This window comes from uncultured Roseivirga sp., from assembly GCF_963973945.1.
Lineage (GTDB): Bacteria > Bacteroidota > Bacteroidia > Cytophagales > Cyclobacteriaceae > Roseivirga.
This window is the reverse complement of record NZ_CAXBBV010000002.1, coordinates 94,840-118,407: the sequence shown is the minus strand read 5'-3', so window position 1 is coordinate 118,407 and position 23,568 is coordinate 94,840. Positions and strand designations below refer to the sequence as shown.

Genomic DNA, 23,568 nt, shown 5'->3' with positions numbered 1-23,568 from the left:
GACTGCCTTCTCAGACAGTCTCTTTATAAGTTCTATTATGCTGTTGCCTTTAAATAACACCCAATTCCTTACCCACTTCGGTAAAGGCTTGAATCGCTTTGTCCAAATGATGTCTTTCGTGGCCTGCAGAAACTTGAACTCTAATTCTGGCCTGGCCTTTTGCCACTACAGGGAAGAAGAAACCAATTACGTAAATACCTTTCTCTAAAAGTGCATCGGCCATTTTTTGGGCCAACTTGGCATCGTAAAGCATTACAGGCACAATGGCGTGCTCGCCCGGCTTAATATCAAAACCAGCCTCAGTCATTTTACTTCTGAAGTATTTGGTGTTTTCCTCCAATTTATCGCGAAGGGTGGTGGCTTCAGAAAGCATATCGAATACTGCGATGGAAGCTCCTACAATAGAAGGCGCCAAAGTGTTGGAGAATAAATAAGGTCTTGAACGCTGACGAAGGATTTCAATCACTTCTTTTTTAGCTGAGGTAAACCCACCAGAAGCACCGCCTAGGGCTTTACCCAATGTGCCAGTGATAATATCTACACGATCCATGCAGTTTCTGAATTCATGAACGCCTCTACCTGTTTTACCCATAAAACCTGTTGAATGACACTCGTCTGTCATCACCAAAGCTTTGTATTTATCGGCCAAATCACAGATTTTATCTAATTGTGCAATGGTGCCATCCATTGAGAAAACACCATCGGTTACAATAATTTTATTTACAGCTCCCTTGGCATCAGCATCTTTCAATTGCTGCTCAAGGCTGGCCATGTCGTTATGATCGTAACGGAAACGCATGGCTTTACACAAACGCACGCCATCAATAATAGAAGCATGGTTTAAGGCATCTGAAATAATCGCGTCTTCGGCACCCAGCAATGGCTCAAAAACACCACCATTAGCATCGAAGGCTGCCGCATAAAGAATGGTATCTTCCATGCCCAGAAATTCTGAAATCTTTTGCTCTAGCTCTTTGTGAATATCTTGTGTTCCACAAATAAAACGAACCGAAGACATACCGAAACCATGTGTATCGATGGCCTTTTTAGCGGCTTCAACCACCTTAGGGTGTGAAGACAACCCTAAATAGTTATTCGCACAAAAGTTAATTACTTCTCTTCCATCGGCAGTTTTGATGTCGGCCGCTTGGGGAGTGGTAATGATTCTTTCTTTTTTATAAAGTCCGGCTTCTTTGATTTCTGCTAGTTCAGCCTGAAGTTTGGGTTGGAGTGTATCGAACATAATTAATTTGTTTTCGGTTTAGGTCTCATCATCACTTTTGGTCGAGCGGCTTGTACAGTTGATGCCGCCTTTTCAGGCACTTCCTCTTTTAGTGGAAATGCTCTCCTAATGGGATTAATGAGGTATAATTTCTGAGCTGTAAAGCTATTTGGGTGCATTTGATTATACAAATCTTTGAATTTTACCCACTGTTCTGGTTGCCCTTTTTGAAAAGCAGCCGAGTCAATTTTCTTGTCTTTTAAATAAGATTCAAAGTCCTTGATTTCCATCGCAATGCAAATATAAAAAATATGGGTTCCGAACGGCTATTCGTGTTGGCAAAGGTTTTACTTATTCTATTGCATTCACTAATATTGCAGCACAATTGGGCAGCGGGTTTTAAAGGATTCTATCTCTTGAAAGCCTTGCTACCGTTCAGAAACTTTCTGTTCTGAAAGAAGAAAAAGAAGAATAGATTTCTGATTCAACCATTACAACTAAAATCAAGAAGCAAATGACTAGAGTACTTATCATCGGAGCAAGTGGACAATTAGGATCGGAACTGACAATTGCGCTCGGTGAAGTTTTTGGAAACGAAAACATCATTGCTTCTGACATTTCTTCGCCTCACGCCAACATTGCTGGTTTTACTTTCGAAAAACTAGATGTAATGAATGCTGCTCAGTTGAAGGAAGTTGTTGAAAAACATTCGATCACACAGATTTATCATTTGGCGGCCATCCTTTCTGCCAAAGGCGAATCTAATCCTCAGTGGGCTTGGAACTTGAATATGACCAGCTTATTGAATGTGTTGGAATTGGCCAAAGAGAAAAAGCTAGACAAAATTTACTGGCCAAGTTCTATTGCCGTTTTCGGACCAAACACCCCTTTAAACAATACACCTCAGTTCTGCGAAAAAGACCCAAATACGGTGTATGGCATCAGCAAATTAGCTGGCGAAAGATGGTGCGAATACTACTTCGATAAATACGGAGTGGATGTTCGAAGCATCAGGTACCCAGGACTTATCGGTTACAAATCATTGCCAGGTGGTGGCACTACTGATTATGCAGTGGATATTTACCATAAAGCATTGAAAGGTGAGAAATTCACTTGCTTCTTAAAAGAAAATACCGCCTTGCCAATGATGTATATGCCTGATGCGATTAAGGCGACCATCGAGCTGATGCAGGCACCTGCAGAACAAGTGAAAGTACGTTCTAGCTACAACCTTTCGGCCATTAGTTTTACGCCAAAAGAAATGGCAGCTTCTATTCAAAAGCAAATGCCTGAATTCGAAATTGATTATGCACCAGATTTCCGTCAGGCAATAGCCGATAGCTGGCCAAATACCATTGACGATTCTCAAGCCAGAGAAGATTGGGGTTGGAAGCACGACTTCAGCCTTGATGCCATGACAGAAGACATTCTTAAAAACCTTCCTCCACTTTTGGATAAGTTCTAGGGCTAGTTATTAGTGTATTGGTTGATTAGTTATTGGTCATTAGTCACCATTGTAACACTGTCACAGGTGCTCCGATTTATCTGCCCTTAGGCAGGACCTGTGACTAAATATGGACACAAGGACTCTGTCCGCTTAAAAAGACATCTTATCTGTATTACTGAAAAACTCCGAAGTCTCGGAGCCCACAGGATGACTTAACACTAGCTTGGCAGATTAATTAAATGAATAGCAAGTCAAAAGGTAGCCACCTGACCAACCAAACCACGACTACTCGTGTCTAAGCAGGTATGAAAAAACTAATCTCCTTATCGGCACTCATCTTTATTCTTTCTTCTTGCGGAAAAGAAAGCCCATCTCGAGTATATAGAGAATTTCAAACTGAGCGTGAACTGGAGTTTATAGCACATCAACCCGGTGACCCTCAGATACCCGTAGTTTCGGAAGGTGAAAACTTGGTGTTTAAATACACTTACGCTCACGAAGAAGACAAAGACATTGCGGATGATGAACTGTCGGAAATTTTCTACTTAGAAATACCAAAGGGCAGTACTTCATTTATCTATGACAGTACCAAGGCAGAAGAAAACGGGACAGTCAATGTGGCTTATCATAGATCTTGCTTTTGCGGGTTTAGCGAATATGGTGTGCAAAAGGCTATTATATCTGCTTCAAAAATCAATGATAATCAGTGGCAAATTTCTTTTGATGTCGCCTTCAAAAATCAACATGATCAAGTATATCCGTTAAAAGATAGTGGTAAGTACAACCTCAATACAGATGAGTATTTTTAATAGAGTAAGAGTTCAAAAAAAATGTCCTGAGCCAAAAGTAGGCCCAAGACATTCGTGAAAATTAATCAAGATAAAATCTTCCTATTCTCCTTGACTTAAAGAGTAACCTCTTTCGCCATCGAAATGATATAAATGTTCTGTTTTAATAAAGTCAAAACCTTCTTTTTGAACACGTTTAAGGATTTCGATAATATCTGCATTATCTAACGTTGCTCCTTCTGGGTGTGTAAATCTACATCTCCAATGGTCAGACTTAAAAATCTCGTCCATGCCATTCGGGTAAACTACCACACCTCTGTTCGACACTTGGTCTAGTTTCAACTTATCGGTAGAAACGTTTTTCAGCAATCGATCTCCAATTTCATTGGCATCTCGGCTTTCGCCCCTCCAATCAATGAATACATCAACACCAACCAATTCTTTCTTTTTAGCAGGTTTTTCAGGTACAACCACTTCAATTTTCACATTTGGGTTATACTTTACCGCTTTCAACTTTTCAGGCACTTGACCTAATCTTTCAATTACCGCATCGGCAAATTCTTTGGTACCTACTTTCTTCACACTTCTGTTCAGTCTATAAACATCGCCTGTGTGGATTCCGTCTTCCAAAGTTTTCAACCAAGCATTTTGGATCAACTCAGCCTTATCTGCTTTGCCTAATTGCACGAGCATCATAAATGCACCATTCAACAAGCCCGATGGATTGGCCATATCTTGACCAGCGATATCTGGTGCTGAACCATGAATGGCTTCGAACATGGCATAATTTGTTCCAATATTGGCCGAACCTGCCATTCCTACTGAACCAGCTACTTCCGCAGCAATATCAGAAATAATATCTCCGTACAAGTTCAAGGTTACTACAACATCCAAAGATTCTGGACGAGCTGCTACCACAGCCGACCCAATATCGATAATCCAGTGATCGGACTGAATTTCTGGGTATTCAAGCCTTACTTCATTAAATATTCTGTGGAACATACCATCGGTATGCTTCATAATATTGTCTTTGGTCATACAGGTCACTTTCTTTCTACCGTATGCCTTAGCGTACTCAAAAGCGTATCTGATAATTTTTTCAGAACCAGGCTCAGAAATCAATTTCAATGTTTGAACCACTTCGCTTGTTTGCTGGTGTTCAATTCCAGCATAAAGATCTTCTTCATTCTCACGAACAATTACAACATCCATATGCGGAAAATGTGATGGCACAAATGGAGGATAGGCTCTGAATGGTCTTACGTTTGCAAATAAACCCAGTGATTTCCTGATGGTTACGTTCAAACTTTTGTAACCTCCACCTTGAGGTGTAGTAATTGGCGCCTTAAGTAAAACTTTATTTTGGCGTAAAGTTTCCCAAGATTCAGGGCTAATGCCAGATTTATGGCCAGATTTATAAACTTTCTCACCGATTTCAATCACATCGTATTCTAACCCCACATTGGCTGCATCCATAATACGGATAGTAGCATCCATGATTTCTGGACCAATTCCATCTCCGTAAGCGACTGTAATTCTATTTTGTGTTCCCATAAGTGCTTGAATGAATTTTTCTTGAATGGCTGCAAAGGTATCAAAGGCAGGCTTTAAAAGGAATTAAAAGCTAAATTTCTCGAACTCATTTCTTTAAATACCCAAAATCAAACGCTTAACCTTGGTGTAGTCTTTTTAGTTTTCTCACATTGCTGCTATCTTTGCACCTTACTCAACTTAAGCAATGGACTCATACCAGAATATAAAATTCGAAAATAAAGACGGAGTCGTTCACCTCACCATCAATAGGCCCGACAAATTAAACGCACTCAACACCCAGACTGTTGAAGAGATTGGAGAGGCCTTTCAAGAAATTTACGATTCGGCCGAAGTAAAGGCGGTAATCATTACTGGGGAAGGCGAAAAGGCATTTGTGGCTGGCGCAGATATTTCTGAAATAGCGCAACTTTCTGAATTAAATTCAAGAAAATTCTCTGAACAAGGACAGGAAGTTTTTGCCAGTATAGAAAACTGTCATAAACCCGTAATCGCTCTAGTTAACGGTTTCGCTTTGGGCGGTGGCTGCGAATTAGCAATGGCTTGTCATATCCGTATCGCCACAGAAAATGCAAAATTCGGGCTTCCAGAAGTAAATCTCGGCATCATCCCTGGTTTTGGAGGAACGCAAAGACTCACTCAGTTAGTTGGCAAAGGAAAAGCATTCGAGCTAGCCATGTCTGGCGATATGGTAAAAGCTGACGAAGCAAAAGCTTTAGGTCTTGTAAACCATGTAGCTGAAAACAAAGCTGCTGGCCTTCAAAAAGCAGAAGAGCTTCTTGGCAGAATCACAAGCAAAGCACCTTTAGCTGTAGGTATGGTAATAGAATGCATTAACGCAGTATATACCAATGACATTGATGGCTATCAGACTGAAGCCAATAGTTTTGCCAACTGTGTTAAAACTGAAGATTTTAATGAAGGCACTAAGGCATTTTTAGATAAAAGAAAGCCAGATTTTAAGGGAGAATAAAAAGGCAGTTCTACATGCAAGATTTAACTAAAAGCCATAACATTGTTCTTGCTTTGGCGTTAAATCGTAAATTCATTTATGGCTCAAAGCATAAATCCATGTAGTCTCGCTTTATGAGTCAAATCAGAAAATTGGCAAGCCAAACGGCTTATTACGGCATCAGCAGCATTTTGGGCAGAGTGCTCAATTTTGCTTTGGTGCCGTTCTATACCCGAATACTTCCAGAAGAAGAGTATGGCGTGGTTATCCATCTGTATGGCATTGCTGCTTTTCTGAATATTATTTACACCTATGGTTTAGAGACTTCGTTTTTCAGGTTTACCACAAAAAACAAGTCCATTGATGCCTACCATTATACCGCAACTGCAATTCTCTTTACCAGTATACTTTTCTCTGGCTTTATCTATTTCGATGCTGCTTCATTGGCCAATTTCACTGCCGCAACTGAGCATCCTGAGTATTTACAATATTTGGCTGTCATTGTGTTTATTGATGCCATCGTTTCTATTCCTTTTGCAAAACTAAGGCTAGACGATCGCCCGATAAAATTTGCACTGATTCGGCTTACCGTAATCGCTGTCACTATAGGCTTAAACTTGTTGTTCTTACTTGCCTTCCCTGCCATTGCCAATGGAGAATACTTAAGCATACTTCAACCTTGGGTTCAAAAAGTTTATAATCCAGAACTGGGCGTTGGTTATATTTTTATCGCCAACCTAATAGCCAATAGTCTATATATACCAATGCTGTTCAAGGAGTTGGCGCAAATCAGAATCCGATTCAAATGGTCGGCATTCAAACCTATTTTGGCTTACTCCTTCCCTATTTTCTTAATGGGTTTAGCAGCCATGTTCAACGATCAAGGCTATACCATTTTATTTAACTTCCTTTTCGATGATCCTGAAAAAGAGCTTGGTGTATATGGCAGTGCATTTAAATTAAGTGTGCTGATGATGCTCGGAATTCAGGCCTTCCGCTATGCGGGCGAACCTTTCTTTTTCTCTCATGCTGAAAACAAAGAAGCACCGTCTCTATTCGCCAAAGTAATGCACTACTTCGTGGTATTCAATATTGCCATTATGGTCGCCATTGCGGTAAATATTGAATTGATAGCCGATGTATTCTTAGGTCGCCCGGGCTATAAGGCCGCGCTCTATGTATTGCCAGTATTGCTAATAGGAAAGCTGTTTTTTGGTGTATATGTAAACCTCAGTGTATGGTTTAAAATAAAAGACAAAACCATTTATGGTACCTATTTCACTGCCATTGGAGCACTAATTACACTTGTAGGTCATTTGTGGCTCGTGCGAATCCCGTCCATTGGCTATTTTGGTTCTGCCATTTCAGCCTTAGTTTGTTATGCTGTAATGTGTGCCCTGTGTTACTATAAAGGAAGAAAAGTGTTTCCCGTTCCTTATAATTTCAAGAAGTTGTTTCTGTATTTAATTATTGCAGTTGGGGTAATTTACGGATCAAACCTAATTTCAATTTCCAACGCTTGGGGTCAATATGGTATCGATATATTTGTTACTGTAGTCTTTTTTGTTGCTATTTATCTTTTGGAAGGACGTGGTTTTAAGTATAAAACAGTTGAAAAACGCCAATAACATCACTGTTCTTACATTCATCAGAAAGCTTAAACATAGCCCACTTAAAATGCGTTTCTTGAATAATTGAAGAATCCCGTGAAGAAATATCTACAGTTTTCTGCTTTCATTTTCACCATTATGCTGTTTTGCAGCAGCACAGTAGCCTTTGCCCAAAAGAAAACAGAAAAGAAAGAAGAGGAAAGCAAAGGGATTTCTAAATACGACAGGGCAAATGCTGAATATTTAATGATCGATGCTCAGAAATTCTACCTGTTAGAAGATTATGAAAGGGCCATTGCCTTTTTAGAGCAGTCATTAGAAATCGACAAAGATAACCATGCTGCCTATTTTAAATTGGGCGAAATCTATTTGATTGAAAGAAAGTATGACAAGGGTTTAAAATCGATCAAGAAGGCGCAGGAAATTAAGCCCAACAATAAATTCTACTATATTCTTGCTGCTCAACTTCACAAATCGCAAAACAACTTACAGGCAGCTGCTTCGGAGTATGAGTTGATGCTAAAAAACTCTACTGACTATCGTGAGTATTTATTAGATATTGCTGACGTATATGTAGGCCTAGGCAATTACGATGGGGCAATCAAAATGCTTGAGTTAACGGAAGAAAAATACAACACTCCAAATAAATTCACCACTCAGAAAAAGGAATTGCTCCTTCAGGCTGGAAAGAAAAAGGAAGCCTTAGACATGCTAAAAAAGCTTACGGAGGATTTCCCTACAAATGAAAACTACAAACTAGAGTACGCTGATTTATTGGCCTCAACAGGTAATAAGTCAGAAGCTGCAGATATTCTAAAATCAACTAGCACTTCCACATCCTCTAACTTCCTATTGATTAACTTAAAATTAGAAGAGGGTGACTTTGAAGCTGCCAAGCCTATGATTTCCGAAATCATGACGAACAAAGAAGCAGACCTTAGTTCAAAGCTTTTGTTAATGTCAAATTTATCTGCAACAGGGTCGGATAAAATCTCACTCTCCTTTTTAGATCAGCAGCAAAAAACGCTGTATTCGATTTACCCCAATGATGTTGAAGTGATTAAAACCGGAGAAAAAGTATATAGTGCTTTGGCCGAAAAGGCAAGTCCTCAAGAAAAGGCAGCTTACGAAACCCAAGCACTCACCGCTTTAAACCAGCTCAAAAACCTCAATCCATCTGACTACCAAGTTTGGAATCAACTGCTCACCAAAGCTTACAATCAAAAATCTTGGGAAACACTGCTCACTAACAGTGAAGATGCTTTGAGCTACTTCCCAAACCAAGGCCTATTCTATTACTATTATGGAAATGCCCAGCTTTACAGTACCAAAGGCGATAAAGAAGAGGCGAATACGGCTTTTGATCAGGCTTTAAAATTGGCCAGAAATGATGAGGCTTTGACGAGCAAGATTCGAACGAAGAAATTGGAATTTGCTTTAGAGGAAGGAAATACGGAGGAAGTTGAGACATACGTCTCTTCTGTTATAACATTCGGCAAAGCAGATGGCGATGCCGCTCAAGTATTTTTACACTACCTAAGTGCTAATAGCGACCAAGAAATGATAGAAAAGCTAGATGTAGCATTAAATCGTTTGATCAATGAAAACCCATCCGATGGTTATTTATTCCATGTAAAAGCAAAGGTTTTGTTTCAATTAGGTAGATTTGCAGACGCAAAGCAGCTGATAGAGAATTTCTTAAAGCAAAACCCATCCAATATTACAGGAGGGCTTTTAGAAGTTTATGGTGATAACCTTTTTAAGTTAAACCAAATTGATGCGGCTGTTGAGCAATGGAAAAAAGCGAAACAAACTGGAAATACTTCCGATAAAATCGATCAAAAAATTGCAGACAAAAAGTACTACCAATAGAGCGCTCTTGCTCCTACTCATTGTTTTTTCGGCTTTCTTTCTGGAGTCTTGTAAAAGCACTTTTTTAGGCACCAACACTCGAGTTAAAGAAGAGTTTCAAGTTGCCGATATCCCTTTTGAATATTTCTCTACCAAAACTAAGTTTAAGTTTAAAGACGGTGAATCTAAAACCAAAGCGACTGCCGACATTAGAGTAAAAAAAGATAGTTTAATCTGGTTCAGGCTTACTCCAGGCTTGGGCATTGAAGGTGCTAGAGGAATAATTACCCAAGACTCGCTTTTGATGATTGATAGAGTTAATAAAGCGTATTATGCTTATAGCTTTCAAGAACTTAGTGAAAAATTCAACTTCGAACTAAACTATGACCTCTTCCAATCTGTACTTATTGGAGACATGCCAATTGCCCAAAGTGCAGAAGATGATATTGTAGCTCAGGCAAACCAGTTTACCATTGTGCAAAGAGTTGGAGACCTCACTTTAATGAACCAAATTGGTAACAAAACCAAAAAATTAGAAAAACTCACGGCCAACACCACCAAAAACAAAAACACTCTTGAACTGAAATATTCAGACTTCAATATGTTGGAACAGTTTGTATTCGCATTTAAAGCAGACATGATATTGCAATACTTTAAAGACAATAAAAAAGGAGAAATTACGATAGATATTGAGCACAACAGGGCCAGAATTGAAGACGAACCACTTACATTTCCTTTTAGTATACCCGACAACTATGAACATAAATAGGGCATTTTTAGTCCTTTCAATATTTTTTCTACTTACAGGTTTTGACAGCATGGCTCAAGACCAGAGGAAGACTTTGGAAAATCAGAAAAACGAAATTCTAAAGAAAATTCAGGAAACAGAACGCATACTTTCTCAAACATCCTCCAAGAAGAATAGTAGCATTGGCCGTTTGAGGGCCCTTAATGAGCAAATCCAAACCCGTTCATCCTTAATTAGTGCTATAAAAGGCGAGGTGAATTTATTGGATAGCGAAATCTCTGAGAACCTTTCTATCATTCAAGCCATGGAAAATGATCTTACTCAGCTTAAAAAGGAGTATGCTGAAATGATTTATACTACTCAAAAAACTAGTAAGGGATTTAATGAAATGACCTTCCTTTTTGCTTCTTCTACTTTCAATCAGCTGTTTATGCGAATGAAGTACATTAAACAATATTCCGAAGCAAGAAAGAAGCAAGCCGAGCAAATTCAGATTGTACAAAGCAGTATAGGCTTACAAATTGCTGAAATTGAAGACCAAAGAAAAAGCAAGCAATCGTTACTTAACGATGAGCTAACAGAAAGCAACAAACTAGAAGAGCTTAGGGGAGATCAGAAAGACTTGATTACCAAACTTACTCAAGACGAACAAAGAATAAAGAAAGAACTGGAAGAACAAAGAAAAGCCGAAAAGCAACTTTCTGAACGTATTGAAGCCATAATTGAGGAAGAAAGAAAAGCAGCTTTGTTAGGTTCTGTTGACATGACCAAGCTTACAGAAGCCTTTGCCAAAGAAAAAGGCAAGCTACCTTGGCCTGTTGAAGAAGGGTTTATTTCGTCCAAATTTGGCCAACATAGACACCCAACAATTAAAACCATTACCATCAACAATTTGGGAGTAGACATTCAAACTTCTGAAAACGCAGCCGTAAAGGCCGTTTTCCCAGGAAAAGTAAGTCAAGTGTTATCCATACCAGGTTTAGGAAACAGCGTACTGGTTCAACATGGCGAATATTTTACGGTATACTCCAAGTTAAAAACTGTGGTAGTTAAAAAAGGAGATCAAGTTCAAATTGGGCAAACGCTAGGGCAAGTGCTTACAGATAAAGACAATATTTCGCAAGTAAAATTTAGAGTTCATGACCCTAAGGGCACTGTAAACCCCGAAACATGGCTTCAAAAGCGATCGAAATAAAGTGAGAATAGACTTTACTCTATAAAAATAAGTCTGATAGATTTTAACCCTAGCTTACAAATTCCGTTGACAGAACAAAATCGAATCAATTGACTTCGTGGTTAGATTTTAGTTATCTTTGAAGTCTAAATTTAAATTTAAGAAATCATGCAGACAATATTTGCAATAGGAATGCCAGGGGGGATGGAACTGTTTGTGATTGTTTTTATAGTTCTTCTTCTTTTTGGTGCCAAGAAAATACCTGATCTAGCAAGAGGCATGGGAAAAGGTATCAGAGAATTTAAAGACGCTACCAAAGAAATTAAGAAAGAGGTAGACGATGCAGGTAAAGAAATTGACAAATAAGCTAATTAATCATTGAGGTCTTATCACACACTTGATGAGATTCAAAAAGACATTAGACTTGGAGTAACTTCTTGCAGAGCGCTTGTAGAGTACTACTTAAGTAATATTGAAGCTCATTCTGAGCTAAATGCATTTGTCGAAGTCTACAATTCTGAAGCTTTACAAAAAGCAGATATTATAGATGCTAAAATCAAGGAAAACAAAGCCGGCAAACTTGCCGGCTTAATTTTTGGCATCAAAGACTTAATCTGCTATCAAGACCACAAAATCAGTGGAGCAAGTAAAATCCTTCAAAATTTTGAATCTCAATTTTCAGCAACAGCCGTTGAAAAACTCCTTCAGGAAGATGCCATTTTAATTGGTAGGCAGAACTGTGATGAATTCGGTATGGGTTCATCTAATGAAAACTCTTTCTATGGACCTGCAAAAAATGCCTTAGATCAAGACAAGGTAGCAGGTGGCTCATCTGGAGGTTCAGCAGTAGCGGTTCAAGCCGACATGTGTCAAATTTCTCTTGGTACAGATACGGGAGGATCAGTAAGACAACCCGCTGCTTTTTGCGGAATTGTTGGGCTTAAACCCACTTATTCTCGGGTTTCGCGATGGGGACTACTGGCTTACGCCTCCTCTTTTGATAGCATAGGTATTTTCTCAAAAAGCATTGAGGACAACGCACGAGTTTTAGAAGTGATTGCTGGAAAGGATGAAAAAGACGCCACCTCTTCTTCTAGAGAAGTTCCAGCTTACAGCAAAGTCCTAGAAAAGAAACAAAAATTTAAAGTAGCCTATTTACAAGAAGCGCTTGAGACTAAAGCCCTTCAACCCGAAATAAAGGCTACGCTTGAAAGTCAGATTTCAAATTTAAAAGAAGAAGGACATACAGTAGAGCCAGTACAATTCCCTCTATTAGATTACATTTTACCTACCTATTATATTCTAACCACGGCAGAAGTAAGCTCTAACCTAAGCCGTTACGATGGCGTTCGGTACGGACATAGAAGCTTAGCCATTTCTGATTTAGAATCGCTCTATAAAAACTCCAGAACAGAGGGCTTTGGAGATGAAGCCAGAAGAAGAATTATGCTAGGCACTTTTGTACTTAGTGCCGATTATTACGATGCCTATTTTACAAAAGCACAAAAGGCACGAAAACTAATAAAAGAAGCAACCGAAAAAATTCTTTCAGAATATGATTTCATCATCATACCAACAACTCCAACCACAGCGTTCAAACTAGGAGAACACTCAAAAAGTCCGATTGAAGTCTATATGGCCGATTTATTCACCGTGCAAGCCTCTATTTCGGGGCTTCCAGCTTTATCAATTCCAGTTGGAAAAGATGATGACGGAATGCCAATTGGGTTACAAATTATATCCGCGGCTTTTCAAGAAGCCAAACTTTTTGCATTTTCGAGAAACTTGATTCAAAACATTTGAACAGACGCTATACAATGAAGCGATTACACTGGGCATTATTACTGCTAATTACCTCATTTGCTTTTACGCAAACGAGCTACGCTACCAACGATACTATACCAGAAGAAATTAAACCTAGCTACGACTATGCACCTGATTTTTCTTATGAAGAATTACAAAGTCGTTACGACATTCTAGACCTCGAAATCGACATTGCTTTCAATGATCAGGTCAAAGCCTTTATTAATTACTTCACGGTTAGAAATAGAGAGTACACCCGCGAAATGTTAAGGCGACAAGAAATATACTTCCCGATTTTCGAAAAGTACCTTAAAAAATATGACCTGCCTGAAGAACTAAAGTACTTGCCTATTATTGAGTCTGGTTTAAACCCAGTAGCGGTTTCGGGCCCTAAAGCTGTCGGTCTATGGCAGTTCATGTCGCCCACAGCAAAACAGCAAGGCTTACAAATCGATTGGTACATTGATGAGCGGATGGATCCAGAAAAATCAACCGAGGCCGCATGTCAGTACCTTAAATGGTTGTATGGGATTTTAGGAGATTGGAAAATGACCTTAGCAGCTTACAATAGTGGAATAGGCAATGTTCAAAGAGCAATGAGACGATCTAAAAAAGATGACTTCTGGGAAGTATATAGATATTTACCAAGAGAAACGCGATCATATGTACCTCAGTTTGCGGCCATTCTTTATGCTATGGAATATGCCGATGAGCATAATTTATTTGTTGACGACATTCAGTACCCTATTGATTTTGAAGAAGTTGAAGTAAATCAGTTTGTGTATTTAAAGGCCTTTGCAGATGAAAGTGGGATAGACCTAGACCTCTTACAGAAGCTCAACCCGGCTATTAAAAAAGGCGCATTGCCAGCCAACTCAAAAGGCTTTAAACTAAAAATTCCGAGAGATGGGATGGCCTTGTACGAAACAAACCGCGAGAATATTTTAGCCAAAGCTGAAGAAGGTAGAACAGAATTCGAAAAAATGGCGACCAACATGCCAGGCAGCACTTTTGGAAAAGAAAAGGTAAGCTATAGAGTGGTAAGCGGAGATGTTTTGGGCACCATTGCCAGAAAACACCAAGTGCGAATTGAAGACTTAAGAGCATGGAACAACATAAAAGGATCAATGATCAGAGTTGGCCAACGTTTAAATATCTACACAGGTCCTGATTTTCTTTCAGACAATACCGTTTCTGCACAAAAGGTGTTAAACCAGCCTATTCCTAGCTCAAAGCAATACACGGTTGAACCGGGTGATACATTGTGGGACATATCCAGAATGTATGAAGGCTTAACAATTGAGCGCATTAAAGAGTTAAATGATCTGAGCTCAAACAGTCTAAAGCCTGGTATGAAGTTAAAAATAGGATAACTAAACGAACAACTAATTATTTAGTAGATATTGTTTGCAAATCCATTTCATATTACCTTTCTTGACACAACCAACTAAAACAGTAGTTTATGAAAAAGCTTTTATTTCTAGTTCTTATTCTCTTTTCCATATCAAGCTGCGGCAGCAAATCAGATCAAGAAGGTAAGGAATCGAACAAAACAAATCCCAACCTTCTACCCGATGCTACTGGGCAATCTGGAGAACTGGTAATTGTGATGAACAAAGAAAAGTGGGATGGCCCACTCGGTGAAGCCCTGAAAGAAGTTTTTCATTCACCTGTAGCAGGTTTAAACCGAACAGAACCATCATTCACTACTCGTGTTATAGAGCCATTTCAGTACAATCGAATTTTTCAACTTTCAAGAAATGTGGTGTATATAACCACACTAGATGGCACCACCCCTGCCGACAAATACCTTAAAGGCATTCTTCCCGACTCTTTTAAAGATCGAATTGCAAATGAGCCAGACTTATTTATGAACACTTCTGAAAACCAGTATGCAAAAGGGCAAAAAATACTTAACCTCTTTGGCAAAACTGATCAAGATTTGATCAATCACTTAAAAGAGAATGGAGGTATTATCAGAAATTACTTCAACATGGCCGAAAGAGAGAGGCTGGCTACCGACATTCGTTCTTCCGTAGACTCAAGAGGAATTTCCGATAGAATTAGAGATGAATTCGGTTACTACATCAAAATTCCAGTAGGTTTCGAATTAGCCACCACTGCAGATGACTTTATGTGGTCGCGTTATTTACCCTCTACAGGCCCGAGTAAAAACATCTTCGTGTATTTTAAAGACTATAAATCTCAAGATGAATTCACTCATGAAAATGTAATAAAGCTCAGAAATGAAATTGGAAAGAAGTATATCTATGGCGATCCTGAAAACAAGCAGTCGTTCATGATTACGGAAACAGAGTTTATGCGACCAGTTTTTAGAGACATTACTTTTGACGGAAAATATACCGTAGAAATGCGTGGCGCATGGAAAACTAACAACTATTCTGTTGGAGGTACTTTTATCAGCTACACTTTTGTAGACGAGAAAACAAACAGGTTATACTACATCGAAGGCTTTATTATTCACCCGAACGAAGCACATCGTGAGTTGATCCGTCAAATGGAATCAATATTAACTACTTTCAAGGCAGTAGATAATCCATCTTAAACAGGCTATTTTAAGATTTCCGACATTGATTTTACTTGAATATTCTTAAATTTAAGCGAAGGCAGGTTCAACTTGCCTTTTTTTATACTCAAGTACAATCAGAATCTATGTTTGCATACATAAATGGCAAGCTTGCCCATAAAGACCCAACTTTTGTAATCATTGATATTCAAGGTGTTGGTTATGAAATTAAAATATCACTCAACACCTACTCCAAAATTAAAGAACAAGAGCAATGTAAACTCTTCACTTACTTCCATGTAAAGGAAGACATTCAAGTACTTTACGGATTTGCCGATGAGGCTGAAAAAAAACTTTTCACTTTATTGATTTCTATTTCAGGAATTGGCCCATCCATTGGTCTAATGTTTTTATCATCGCTAAGCCCCTCCGAAATTGTAAATGCAATCGCATCGGGTAACGTAGCAACCATTCAAGGAGTGAAAGGTGTTGGTGCCAAGACTGCTCAACGCGTTATTCTAGAGCTAAAAGACAAAGTAACGAAAGAGCAAAATCACCTAGGAGAAGTAAATATTACCTCTTCTTCCATTAACACTATAAGAAACGAAGCTTTAGCTGCGTTAGTAACTCTAGGCATCAACAAGGTGGCTGCACAAAAAAGTATTGACAAAATTTTGAAAAATTCTGAAGGCCAAATTTCTCTTGAAGAATTGATCAAATTGGCATTGAAAGCTGCCTGATTTTTAGGGACACTTGATCAACCAAATCATCAAAATATTACTCCTGCTTGTCATTGGATTCACCCTTTTGGGCGGAACTACAGAAGTCTATGGCTATCAAGATACTACCAGAACTACTTCAGACACCTCGCAATATCAAAAAACATCATATCCAAATTTTGGATTAAGGAATCGCATTGGCGACCCATTGAACAATCGCAGGCTAAAGTCTCCATTGCTTTTCAACAACCTGAATTTCTTTAATCAACAATATCAATTAGACACAGGTAAGTCACTGGTGTACAGTGAAAAATTCGGAAATCAATTTCTTGGGCCTCCTACTCTAATTCCTTTCAACGTTGCCTTACAGCAAAGAGAAGAACAAGGAGTGAGAGAGTTTTTAGCAGAAAAAGCCAAAGCCCAAGATGGAGAAAGTGCCGTAAGTAACCGTAGACAACTCATACCCCCCATTGCCTTGAGTCCTTTTTTTGATCGATTGTTTGGTGGAGATGAAATCAATATTCAGACCAGTGGCTTTGTTCAATTAGACTTTGGTGGCCAATTTCAGAGGGTAGATAACCCAGCAATCCCGATTCGGCAACAACGAACGGGTGGTTTTGAATTTGATCAAAATATTGAAATGAGCCTACAAGGTACAATTGGCTCTAAACTGAAAATAGGAGCTAAATTTGATAATAATAACTCTTTCGATTTTGAAAATCAGCTCAAAGTAGAGTTCGCTGGGTTAGAGTCAGACATCATCAAAACCATCGAGCTGGGAGACGTAAGTTTACCTGTGGCAAACAGCCTTATCAGTGGTGCTCAAAACCTTTTTGGTTTTAAAACTCAATTACAATTCGGTAGACTTTACGTTACTGCCCTAGCGGCCACCCAACGCGGTCAATCTCAATCCATTGAAGTTGAAGGTGGAATTCAACGAAATGAATTTGAAATAAGAGCATCGGACTATGACGAAAACAGACACTTCTTTTTAGGTCAGTTCTTTAGAGATAATTATGAAAACTGGCTGCGAAGCATTCCTTCAGTAATCTCAGGTTTGCAAGTAACAAGGGTAGAAGTATATGTACTCAACAGAACCAACAATACGCAAACGCTTAGAAATTTTGCTGCCTTTATGGATTTGGGCGAAGGCGATAGAATTTACAGAGAAAACAATGCTTTTGTAGGAACTGGAACTCCAAACTCCCCTACTGCCAATGGTGCAAACAGCTTATATCAAAATTTAATTGCCGATCCTCGCTTGCGACAGGCCGACCAGCTGAGTTCAGTTTTGGAAGGTGAAAAAGGCTTAGAAAAAGCACTAGACTTTGAAAGAGTAACAGGAGCCAGAAAACTTGACCCTTCTGAATATTATTTCAATAGTCAGCTAGGTTTTATTTCATTAAGCAGACAGTTACAAAGCGATGAAGTACTCGCGGTTTCTTATGAATATAATTACCAAGGCAGAAGATTTAAGGTTGGTGAGCTAACAGAAGACTACCAAAACAGACCTGAAAGCGAAGCCATATTTCTGAAACTTCTCAGACCAAGTAAAATCAATACACGAGTACCTACTTGGGATTTAATGATGAAGAACATCTATAATTTGAACGCTTCAAACATTAGCAAAGAAGCTTTTCAACTTCGGGTGATCTATAGAGACGACAAAACAGGAATTGACAACCCTAGTCTTCACGAAGGAGCAAACACCAAAGATGTTCCTCTCATCAGAACTTTCGGGCTGGACAAGCTGAATCAAAATGGAGACCCTCAGCCAGATGCTAATTTTGATTTTGTAGAAGACCTCACAATCAATACCCAACGAGGGTATATGCTTTTCCCAGTACTTGAACCTTTTGGTCGAACACTGGAAAGTAAATTTGCTCCAGATGAACAGTTTTTGGTAGATAAATATGTGTTTGACACCCTCTATCGTACCACAAAAGCCGATGCCGAGTTGGTTTCTCGCCTCAACAAATTCTACATTAAAGGAAGTTTACAGTCTGGTTCTTCAAACGAAATCAACCTCAATGCCTTTCAAATAGCACCTGGTAGTGTACAAGTTATGGCAGGAAACACTCCTTTACAGGAAGGCTCTGACTTTACGGTGGACTACAACTTAGGGAAAGTCAATATCATTAATCCTTCCATTTTAAACTCAGGAAAGAAAATTAGGGTGAATTATGAAAAAGCAGACTTATTCAATTTTCAGTCGCGCACTTTGGTAGGAACAAGATTGGATTATGTTTTAAACCCAAAAACCAATTTCGGTTTCACTTTCCTTAACCTAAACGAGCGTCCGCAACTCACACGGGTAGGAATTGGCAATGAGCCTGTTAACAATACCGTTTGGGGCTTTGATGTAAACTATAGTGACGAATCTCGCTTTCTTACCAGAATGGTAGACGCACTGCCTTTTATTGATACCAAAGCACCATCCACCGTTACTTTCAGTGGCGAAATGGCCCAACTTATCCCCGGCACCTCCAATAAAGTAGATGGAGTAGGTACTTCGTACATAGACGACTTTGAATCCACGGTCACGCCATTCAGCCTAAACAATCCCATCAGTTGGAAATATGGGGCTACACCAAAAACAGATGACAACCGATTCGACAAAAGCAATGAAACTGCAGATCGGCTTGGAGCGAACTACAAAAGAGCCAAAGTAGCTTGGTATACCATCGACAATGTGATTTATAGAAATACAGGCAGATCGAGGCCTCAGAATATTACCGCCATAGATTTAGAAAATCATTATGTACGCTCTATTGGGCAGAATGAAGTAATTAAAAGAGATGCACAACAAATTATTGTAAATGAGCCTTCCTTCGATTTGGCTTATTACCCATCAGAAAGAGGCATTTACAACTACAACCCCAACTTAACTCCAGAAGGATTTCTACCAAACCCTAAATCAAACTTTGGTGCCATTACCCGAGCCATTTCAAATGAGGTTGATTTCGATAAAACCAATATAGAATACATAGAATTCTGGATGATGGATCCGTTTATCAATTCAACTAACGGAACTCCAAACAATCCCAGAGGACTTATTGACGATGGGATTAATACCCCAAAAGCAAACACTACAGGTGGTAAATTCATTCTAAACCTTGGAAGTATTTCTGAAGATTTAATGAAAGATGAGCGACACGCATTTGAGCAAGGCCTTCCTGCCAATGGCGATCCGAGTATGGAAAATGTGGTAGAAAATGAATGGGGACGTGTAACTCGGCAACCTTATTTAAATCCAGCGTTCGACAATTCAGGAGAAGCAAGGGCCAACCAAGATGTAGGTTTAGATGGATTAAAATCATCTGACGAACTAACCTTCTTCGCCAACTACCTTAGCTCTCTGAATGTAAATAGCGATGTGCGACAACAGATTGAGGCAGATCCTTCAGCCGATAACTTTCAATATTATTTAGGTGATGATTTGGATGTGAAAGACGCAAAAGTATTGGAACGCTACAAAAACTATAATGGACTAGAAGGCAATAGCCCAGTAAATAACGGAAACCAGCTTTACACACCATCTTCAACCAATTTACCAGACAATGAAGACCTCAATCGTGACAATACCCTAAACGACCTTGAAGAATATTACGAGTATCAACTGGATCTAAAGCCAGGCCAGCTAGAAGTTGGAAGAAATAACATTGTTGATATGGTTTCCAATTCAGTTGGCGACAATGGAGATGTGGTGAATTGGTACCTTTTCAGGATTCCTGTAAGAAAGCCCGATCGTGTTCAAGGAAACATCAATGGCTTCAAGTCCATTCGTTACATGCGTACTTACTTTACCGATTTCGAAGAACCAGTAGTCCTTAGGTTTGTAAACTTTAGATTGGTAGGTAGCCAATGGAGAACTTTTCAAGAAAGTTTATTCGAAAAAGGCTTGAATGAAATTCCAGAACCTTCAGACCCTAATTTTACTGTTTCTGTAGTTGGAATTGAAGAAAACAGCCAAGGAAGCCAAGGCAGACCTCCTTATGTTTTACCTCCGGGTATTCAGCGCGATAGAGACAATACCTCTGCTGTAGAAAGAAGACGTAATGAACAATCGTTACAGCTTTGTGTAGAAGATTTGCGCGATAAAGATGCACGTGCCGTATTCAAAAACGTGAGTCAGGACATGGTGAATTATGGCCGTATAAAAATGTTCCTTCATGGAGATAGTCAAGACAATCTTGCCCCAGGTGAAGTCACCGCATTCTTAAGAATAGGTACCGATTTCACCGAAAACTATTACGAGATTGAAGTGCCATTAACCATGACTCCTTCAGGAATGTTCTCTCCGCGAGATATTTGGCCAGAAGAAAACGAAATTGATTTGGCATTCAGCAGTCTATATGAAGTTAAATCCAGACGAAACGCCAGCAATGCTAACCTCAGCTTACCATATACCGAAACCGTTGACCGCTATAATATTACAGTGGTAGGCCGGCCAGACTTAAGCACCGTACAAACCCTTATGATTGGGGTTAGAAACCCAAGCTCGCCAGACCTAGAACCTAAAAGTTTCTGCATTTGGGCCAACGAACTGCGAGTAACCGATTTCGATTCCAAATCAGGTATAGCAGCAAATGCAAGGCTCGATGCCCAGTTGGCCGATTTAGGCAATGTTTCAGCATCAATAAGACATTCCGGAATTGGTTTTGGAGGAATTGCTGACAAAATTTCTGACAGAAATAGAGAAAAAACTACGCAGTACGATATTTCAACCAGCCTAAAACTTGGCAAATTCTTCCCTGAAAATTGGGGCATTGAGCTTCCGGCCTATTTCAGTTTAGAAAACTCCAGATCTATACCTCAATACGATCCCCTTGACCCTGACTTACCATTAGAAGATGTTCTCAACTCCTTTGAAACCAAAGAAGAACGAGACAGCTATTATGATAAAGTAGTCGATCAGTCGAAACGAAGAAGTTTCAATTTCTCTAATGTGAGAAAGCGAAGGGTAAACGCAGACGCCCCAAAACGCATTTACGACATAGAAAATTTAAGCTTTACCTATGCGTACAATGAAATAACCAGAAGTAACATTAACACCGCATCATACGATTACAAAAACTACAGAGGAGCAGTTACCTACAGTTATCAACCCAAAGAATGGTTTATTGAACCTTTTAAAAACATAGGATTCCTAAGCTCCAAATGGCTTCAGATCATTAAGGAGATCAACTTTAATCTGGTCCCTAACTCCATTACTGTCAATGGTAATGTAAACCGAAGCTTCTTAAAAACCCAACTTAGAAATTCAGACCTTGGCACCGAAGGAATAGACCCTTACTTTGAAAAGTCATTTACATTTGATAGAAGTTATGCTGTAAACTGGAATCTGACCAAAGCACTTACACTCGATTACTTTGCCAATGTAAACGCCATCATTGATGAGCCAGAAGGTGATATCAACACAGATGTAAAAAGAGACTCTGTATGGACGAATTTTAAAAACTTTGGACGAATAAAAAACTATACGCACACAATCAATTCAAGCTATACCCTACCCTTTGAGAAAATACCAGTCACCAATTGGCTCAACTCATCTGTAAGTTATGCTTCCACTTACAATTGGAAAGCAGGCGCCATTGGACAAGCCGATACTTTGGGGAATTACGCAGGCAACACACGCGTAATCAAAGTAAATGGTAAAATCGATATGCAGAAGATTTACAACAACATTGGACTGCTCAAAAAAATAAACTCACCTACCCGAAGTAGGGCTCGACCAACTGGTATAGCAGCAAACGATTCTACCAAACAGAAAAAGACCATTGATCAAATGCCAGCTTTAAAGGCATTACTCAGAGCTATTATGATGGTAAGGAGCGCTACTTTTGATTACTCCATAGCACAGGGAACCGTTTTACCAGGCTATATGCCAGATGTTTTCCTTTTCGGGTTAGACCGAGATATGACAAACCCGAGCCTTGGTTTTATTGTCGGTAGTCAAGATGCCTCCATACGAACGCAATTGGCAAGAGATGGGCTGTATGCCCAAAGCACATTCTTAACAGCACCCTTTACCCAAGACAAAAATGTAAGTTTCAACTACTCTACGGTTTTAGAGCCCTTTGGCGACTTTAGAGTAACCCTTACAGGAAGAAAAACACATTCAGAAAACTATCAAGAGATATTTAGACGAGATGATACTTCGAGCGACTTCCTAAGCATCAATCCAAATCGAACAGGTACTTACATTGTGTCTTACAACATGATAAAAACAGCTTTTCAAAAAGACGATAGCAATGATGATTCGCCCCTATTTGCCAACTTTGAAACCTATAGAAACATTCTGAAATCGCGCTTAGATCAATCTAACGATGTAGGAAATTATGACATCAATTCGCAAGATGTAGTTATCCCGGCATTCTTGGCCGCCTATTCAGGGCAAAGCCCAGATGAAATAAAAACATCGGCCTTCCCTAGACTTCCAGTTCCAGGCTGGGCTCTGAATTACCGAGGACTCACAAAAATTGAAGCTATTAAAGAATTGTTCAGCTCTGTAAGCATTACCCATTCCTACAATAGTCAGTACAGTGTAAGCAATTATATAAATTCTGCGCTATACACTACCAATCTCACTTTAGACAATCAAATAAACGACTATGGTTTAGCAGATCAGTTTAATGAAGACGGCAACTTAGTGCCAATATTCACATCACAACAAGTAGTACTTTCAGAAAAATTCTCTCCTTTGGTTGGAATAAACCTTAAAACCACAAATAGCTGGAATCTCGATGTCAATTATTCCAAAGAAAGAAATGTTGCCCTCAACCTCTCCAATATTCAAGTTACAGAACGCTCCGCAAGTGATATCAGTGTAACATTAGGATATACCAAAGCGGGCGTACAAATTCCTTTCAGAATAAGAGGAAGAAAAGAAACCCTCCCTAACGAATTACGCTTTAACATGACCTTTAGCTTACGCGACAACAAAACCGTACAAAGAAGAATTGACGAATCGAGCATTGTTACTGAAGGCATAAAAATCTTCCAATTAAACCCAACAATTGAGTATAATGTGAGCGATGCACTGCAAGTAGCATTCTATTTTGAAAAGAATGTGAACGAGCCAAGAGTGACAACCAGCTTCTTAAATGCTAGAACTGCCTTTGGTGGAAGAATTAGATTCAGTTTGTCTCAATAAACGCTTACTTTTCACAATAT

The 23,568-nt window shown here is 39.2% G+C and carries 16 protein-coding genes; 13 read left to right on the top strand and 3 right to left on the bottom strand.

What is annotated here, in order from left to right; all coding sequences use genetic code 11:
* Positions 1 to 49: 49 nt before the first annotated feature.
* Together kbl and AAC026_RS04840 are read right to left on the bottom strand one after the other, a co-directional pair.
* Complete coding sequence (gene kbl, locus AAC026_RS04845; protein WP_339695471.1) at positions 50 to 1,243, bottom strand: glycine C-acetyltransferase; 1,194 nt, start codon at positions 1,241 to 1,243, stop codon at positions 50 to 52.
* Positions 1,244 to 1,245: 2 nt separating this feature from the next.
* Positions 1,246 to 1,512 carry a hypothetical protein gene (locus AAC026_RS04840; protein WP_339695468.1) on the bottom strand — a complete coding sequence of 89 codons (267 nt, stop codon included), beginning with the start codon at positions 1,510 to 1,512 and terminating at the stop codon, positions 1,246 to 1,248.
* A 224-nt stretch (positions 1,513 to 1,736) separates the two neighbouring features.
* Between AAC026_RS04840 and AAC026_RS04835 the strand changes: the two genes are divergently transcribed.
* Together AAC026_RS04835 and AAC026_RS04830 are read left to right on the top strand one after the other, a co-directional pair.
* Positions 1,737 to 2,687, top strand: coding sequence for an NAD-dependent epimerase/dehydratase family protein (locus AAC026_RS04835; protein ID WP_339695465.1), 951 nt, complete (start codon positions 1,737 to 1,739; stop codon positions 2,685 to 2,687).
* Positions 2,688 to 2,974: 287 nt separating this feature from the next.
* On the top strand, positions 2,975 to 3,478 hold the full coding sequence (locus AAC026_RS04830) for a hypothetical protein (protein ID WP_339695463.1): 504 nt from the start codon (positions 2,975 to 2,977) through the stop codon (positions 3,476 to 3,478).
* 81 nt (positions 3,479 to 3,559) lie between these two features.
* On the opposite strand, the gene AAC026_RS04825 is transcribed toward AAC026_RS04830, so the two are convergent.
* A complete protein-coding gene (locus AAC026_RS04825; protein ID WP_339609603.1) occupies positions 3,560 to 5,011 on the bottom strand; it encodes an NADP-dependent isocitrate dehydrogenase in 1,452 nt (483 codons plus the stop codon).
* Positions 5,012 to 5,195: 184 nt separating this feature from the next.
* Here AAC026_RS04825 and AAC026_RS04820 point away from each other — a divergent pair, with 184 nt between their 5' ends.
* The 11 genes from AAC026_RS04820 to sprA all read left to right on the top strand — a co-directional run bounded on the left by AAC026_RS04820 (position 5,196) and on the right by sprA (position 23,548).
* Positions 5,196 to 5,981 carry an enoyl-CoA hydratase-related protein gene (locus AAC026_RS04820; protein ID WP_339609605.1) on the top strand — a complete coding sequence of 262 codons (786 nt, stop codon included), beginning with the start codon at positions 5,196 to 5,198 and terminating at the stop codon, positions 5,979 to 5,981.
* A gap of 113 nt (positions 5,982 to 6,094) precedes the next feature.
* Positions 6,095 to 7,588, top strand: coding sequence for a polysaccharide biosynthesis C-terminal domain-containing protein (locus AAC026_RS04815; RefSeq protein WP_339695461.1), 1,494 nt, complete (start codon positions 6,095 to 6,097; stop codon positions 7,586 to 7,588).
* Positions 7,589 to 7,666: 78 nt separating this feature from the next.
* A complete protein-coding gene (locus AAC026_RS04810) occupies positions 7,667 to 9,442 on the top strand; it encodes a tetratricopeptide repeat protein (RefSeq protein ID WP_339695459.1) in 1,776 nt (591 codons plus the stop codon).
* Positions 9,443 to 9,449: 7 nt separating this feature from the next.
* Positions 9,450 to 10,190 carry a DUF4292 domain-containing protein gene (locus tag AAC026_RS04805; protein WP_339695456.1) on the top strand — a complete coding sequence of 247 codons (741 nt, stop codon included), beginning with the start codon at positions 9,450 to 9,452 and terminating at the stop codon, positions 10,188 to 10,190.
* The gene (locus tag AAC026_RS04800) at positions 10,177 to 11,364 is read left to right on the top strand and encodes a peptidoglycan DD-metalloendopeptidase family protein (protein ID WP_339695454.1); all 1,188 of its coding nucleotides are present in this window, start codon (positions 10,177 to 10,179) and stop codon (positions 11,362 to 11,364) included. The genes AAC026_RS04805 and AAC026_RS04800 overlap by 14 nt, the downstream gene beginning before the upstream one ends.
* 147 nt (positions 11,365 to 11,511) lie before the next feature.
* On the top strand, positions 11,512 to 11,709 hold the full coding sequence (locus tag AAC026_RS04795) for a twin-arginine translocase TatA/TatE family subunit (protein WP_062587448.1): 198 nt from the start codon (positions 11,512 to 11,514) through the stop codon (positions 11,707 to 11,709).
* Positions 11,710 to 11,721: 12 nt separating this feature from the next.
* Positions 11,722 to 13,146 (top strand): Asp-tRNA(Asn)/Glu-tRNA(Gln) amidotransferase subunit GatA, encoded by a 1,425-nt coding sequence (gene gatA / locus AAC026_RS04790; RefSeq protein ID WP_339695452.1) that lies wholly within the window; start codon positions 11,722 to 11,724, stop codon positions 13,144 to 13,146.
* Positions 13,147 to 13,160: 14 nt separating this feature from the next.
* Positions 13,161 to 14,519: a LysM peptidoglycan-binding domain-containing protein gene (locus tag AAC026_RS04785; protein ID WP_339695450.1), complete on the top strand. Its 1,359-nt coding sequence runs from the start codon at positions 13,161 to 13,163 to the stop codon at positions 14,517 to 14,519.
* A gap of 89 nt (positions 14,520 to 14,608) precedes the next feature.
* Positions 14,609 to 15,712, top strand: a complete 1,104-nt coding sequence (locus tag AAC026_RS04780) for a DUF4837 family protein (protein ID WP_339607511.1) — start codon at positions 14,609 to 14,611, stop codon at positions 15,710 to 15,712.
* A gap of 107 nt (positions 15,713 to 15,819) precedes the next feature.
* Positions 15,820 to 16,413, top strand: coding sequence for a Holliday junction branch migration protein RuvA (gene ruvA, locus AAC026_RS04775; RefSeq protein ID WP_339607512.1), 594 nt, complete (start codon positions 15,820 to 15,822; stop codon positions 16,411 to 16,413).
* A gap of 13 nt (positions 16,414 to 16,426) precedes the next feature.
* Positions 16,427 to 23,548, top strand: a complete 7,122-nt coding sequence (gene sprA, locus AAC026_RS04770) for a cell surface protein SprA (protein WP_339695447.1) — start codon at positions 16,427 to 16,429, stop codon at positions 23,546 to 23,548.
* The last annotated feature ends 20 nt before the right edge of the window (positions 23,549 to 23,568 follow it).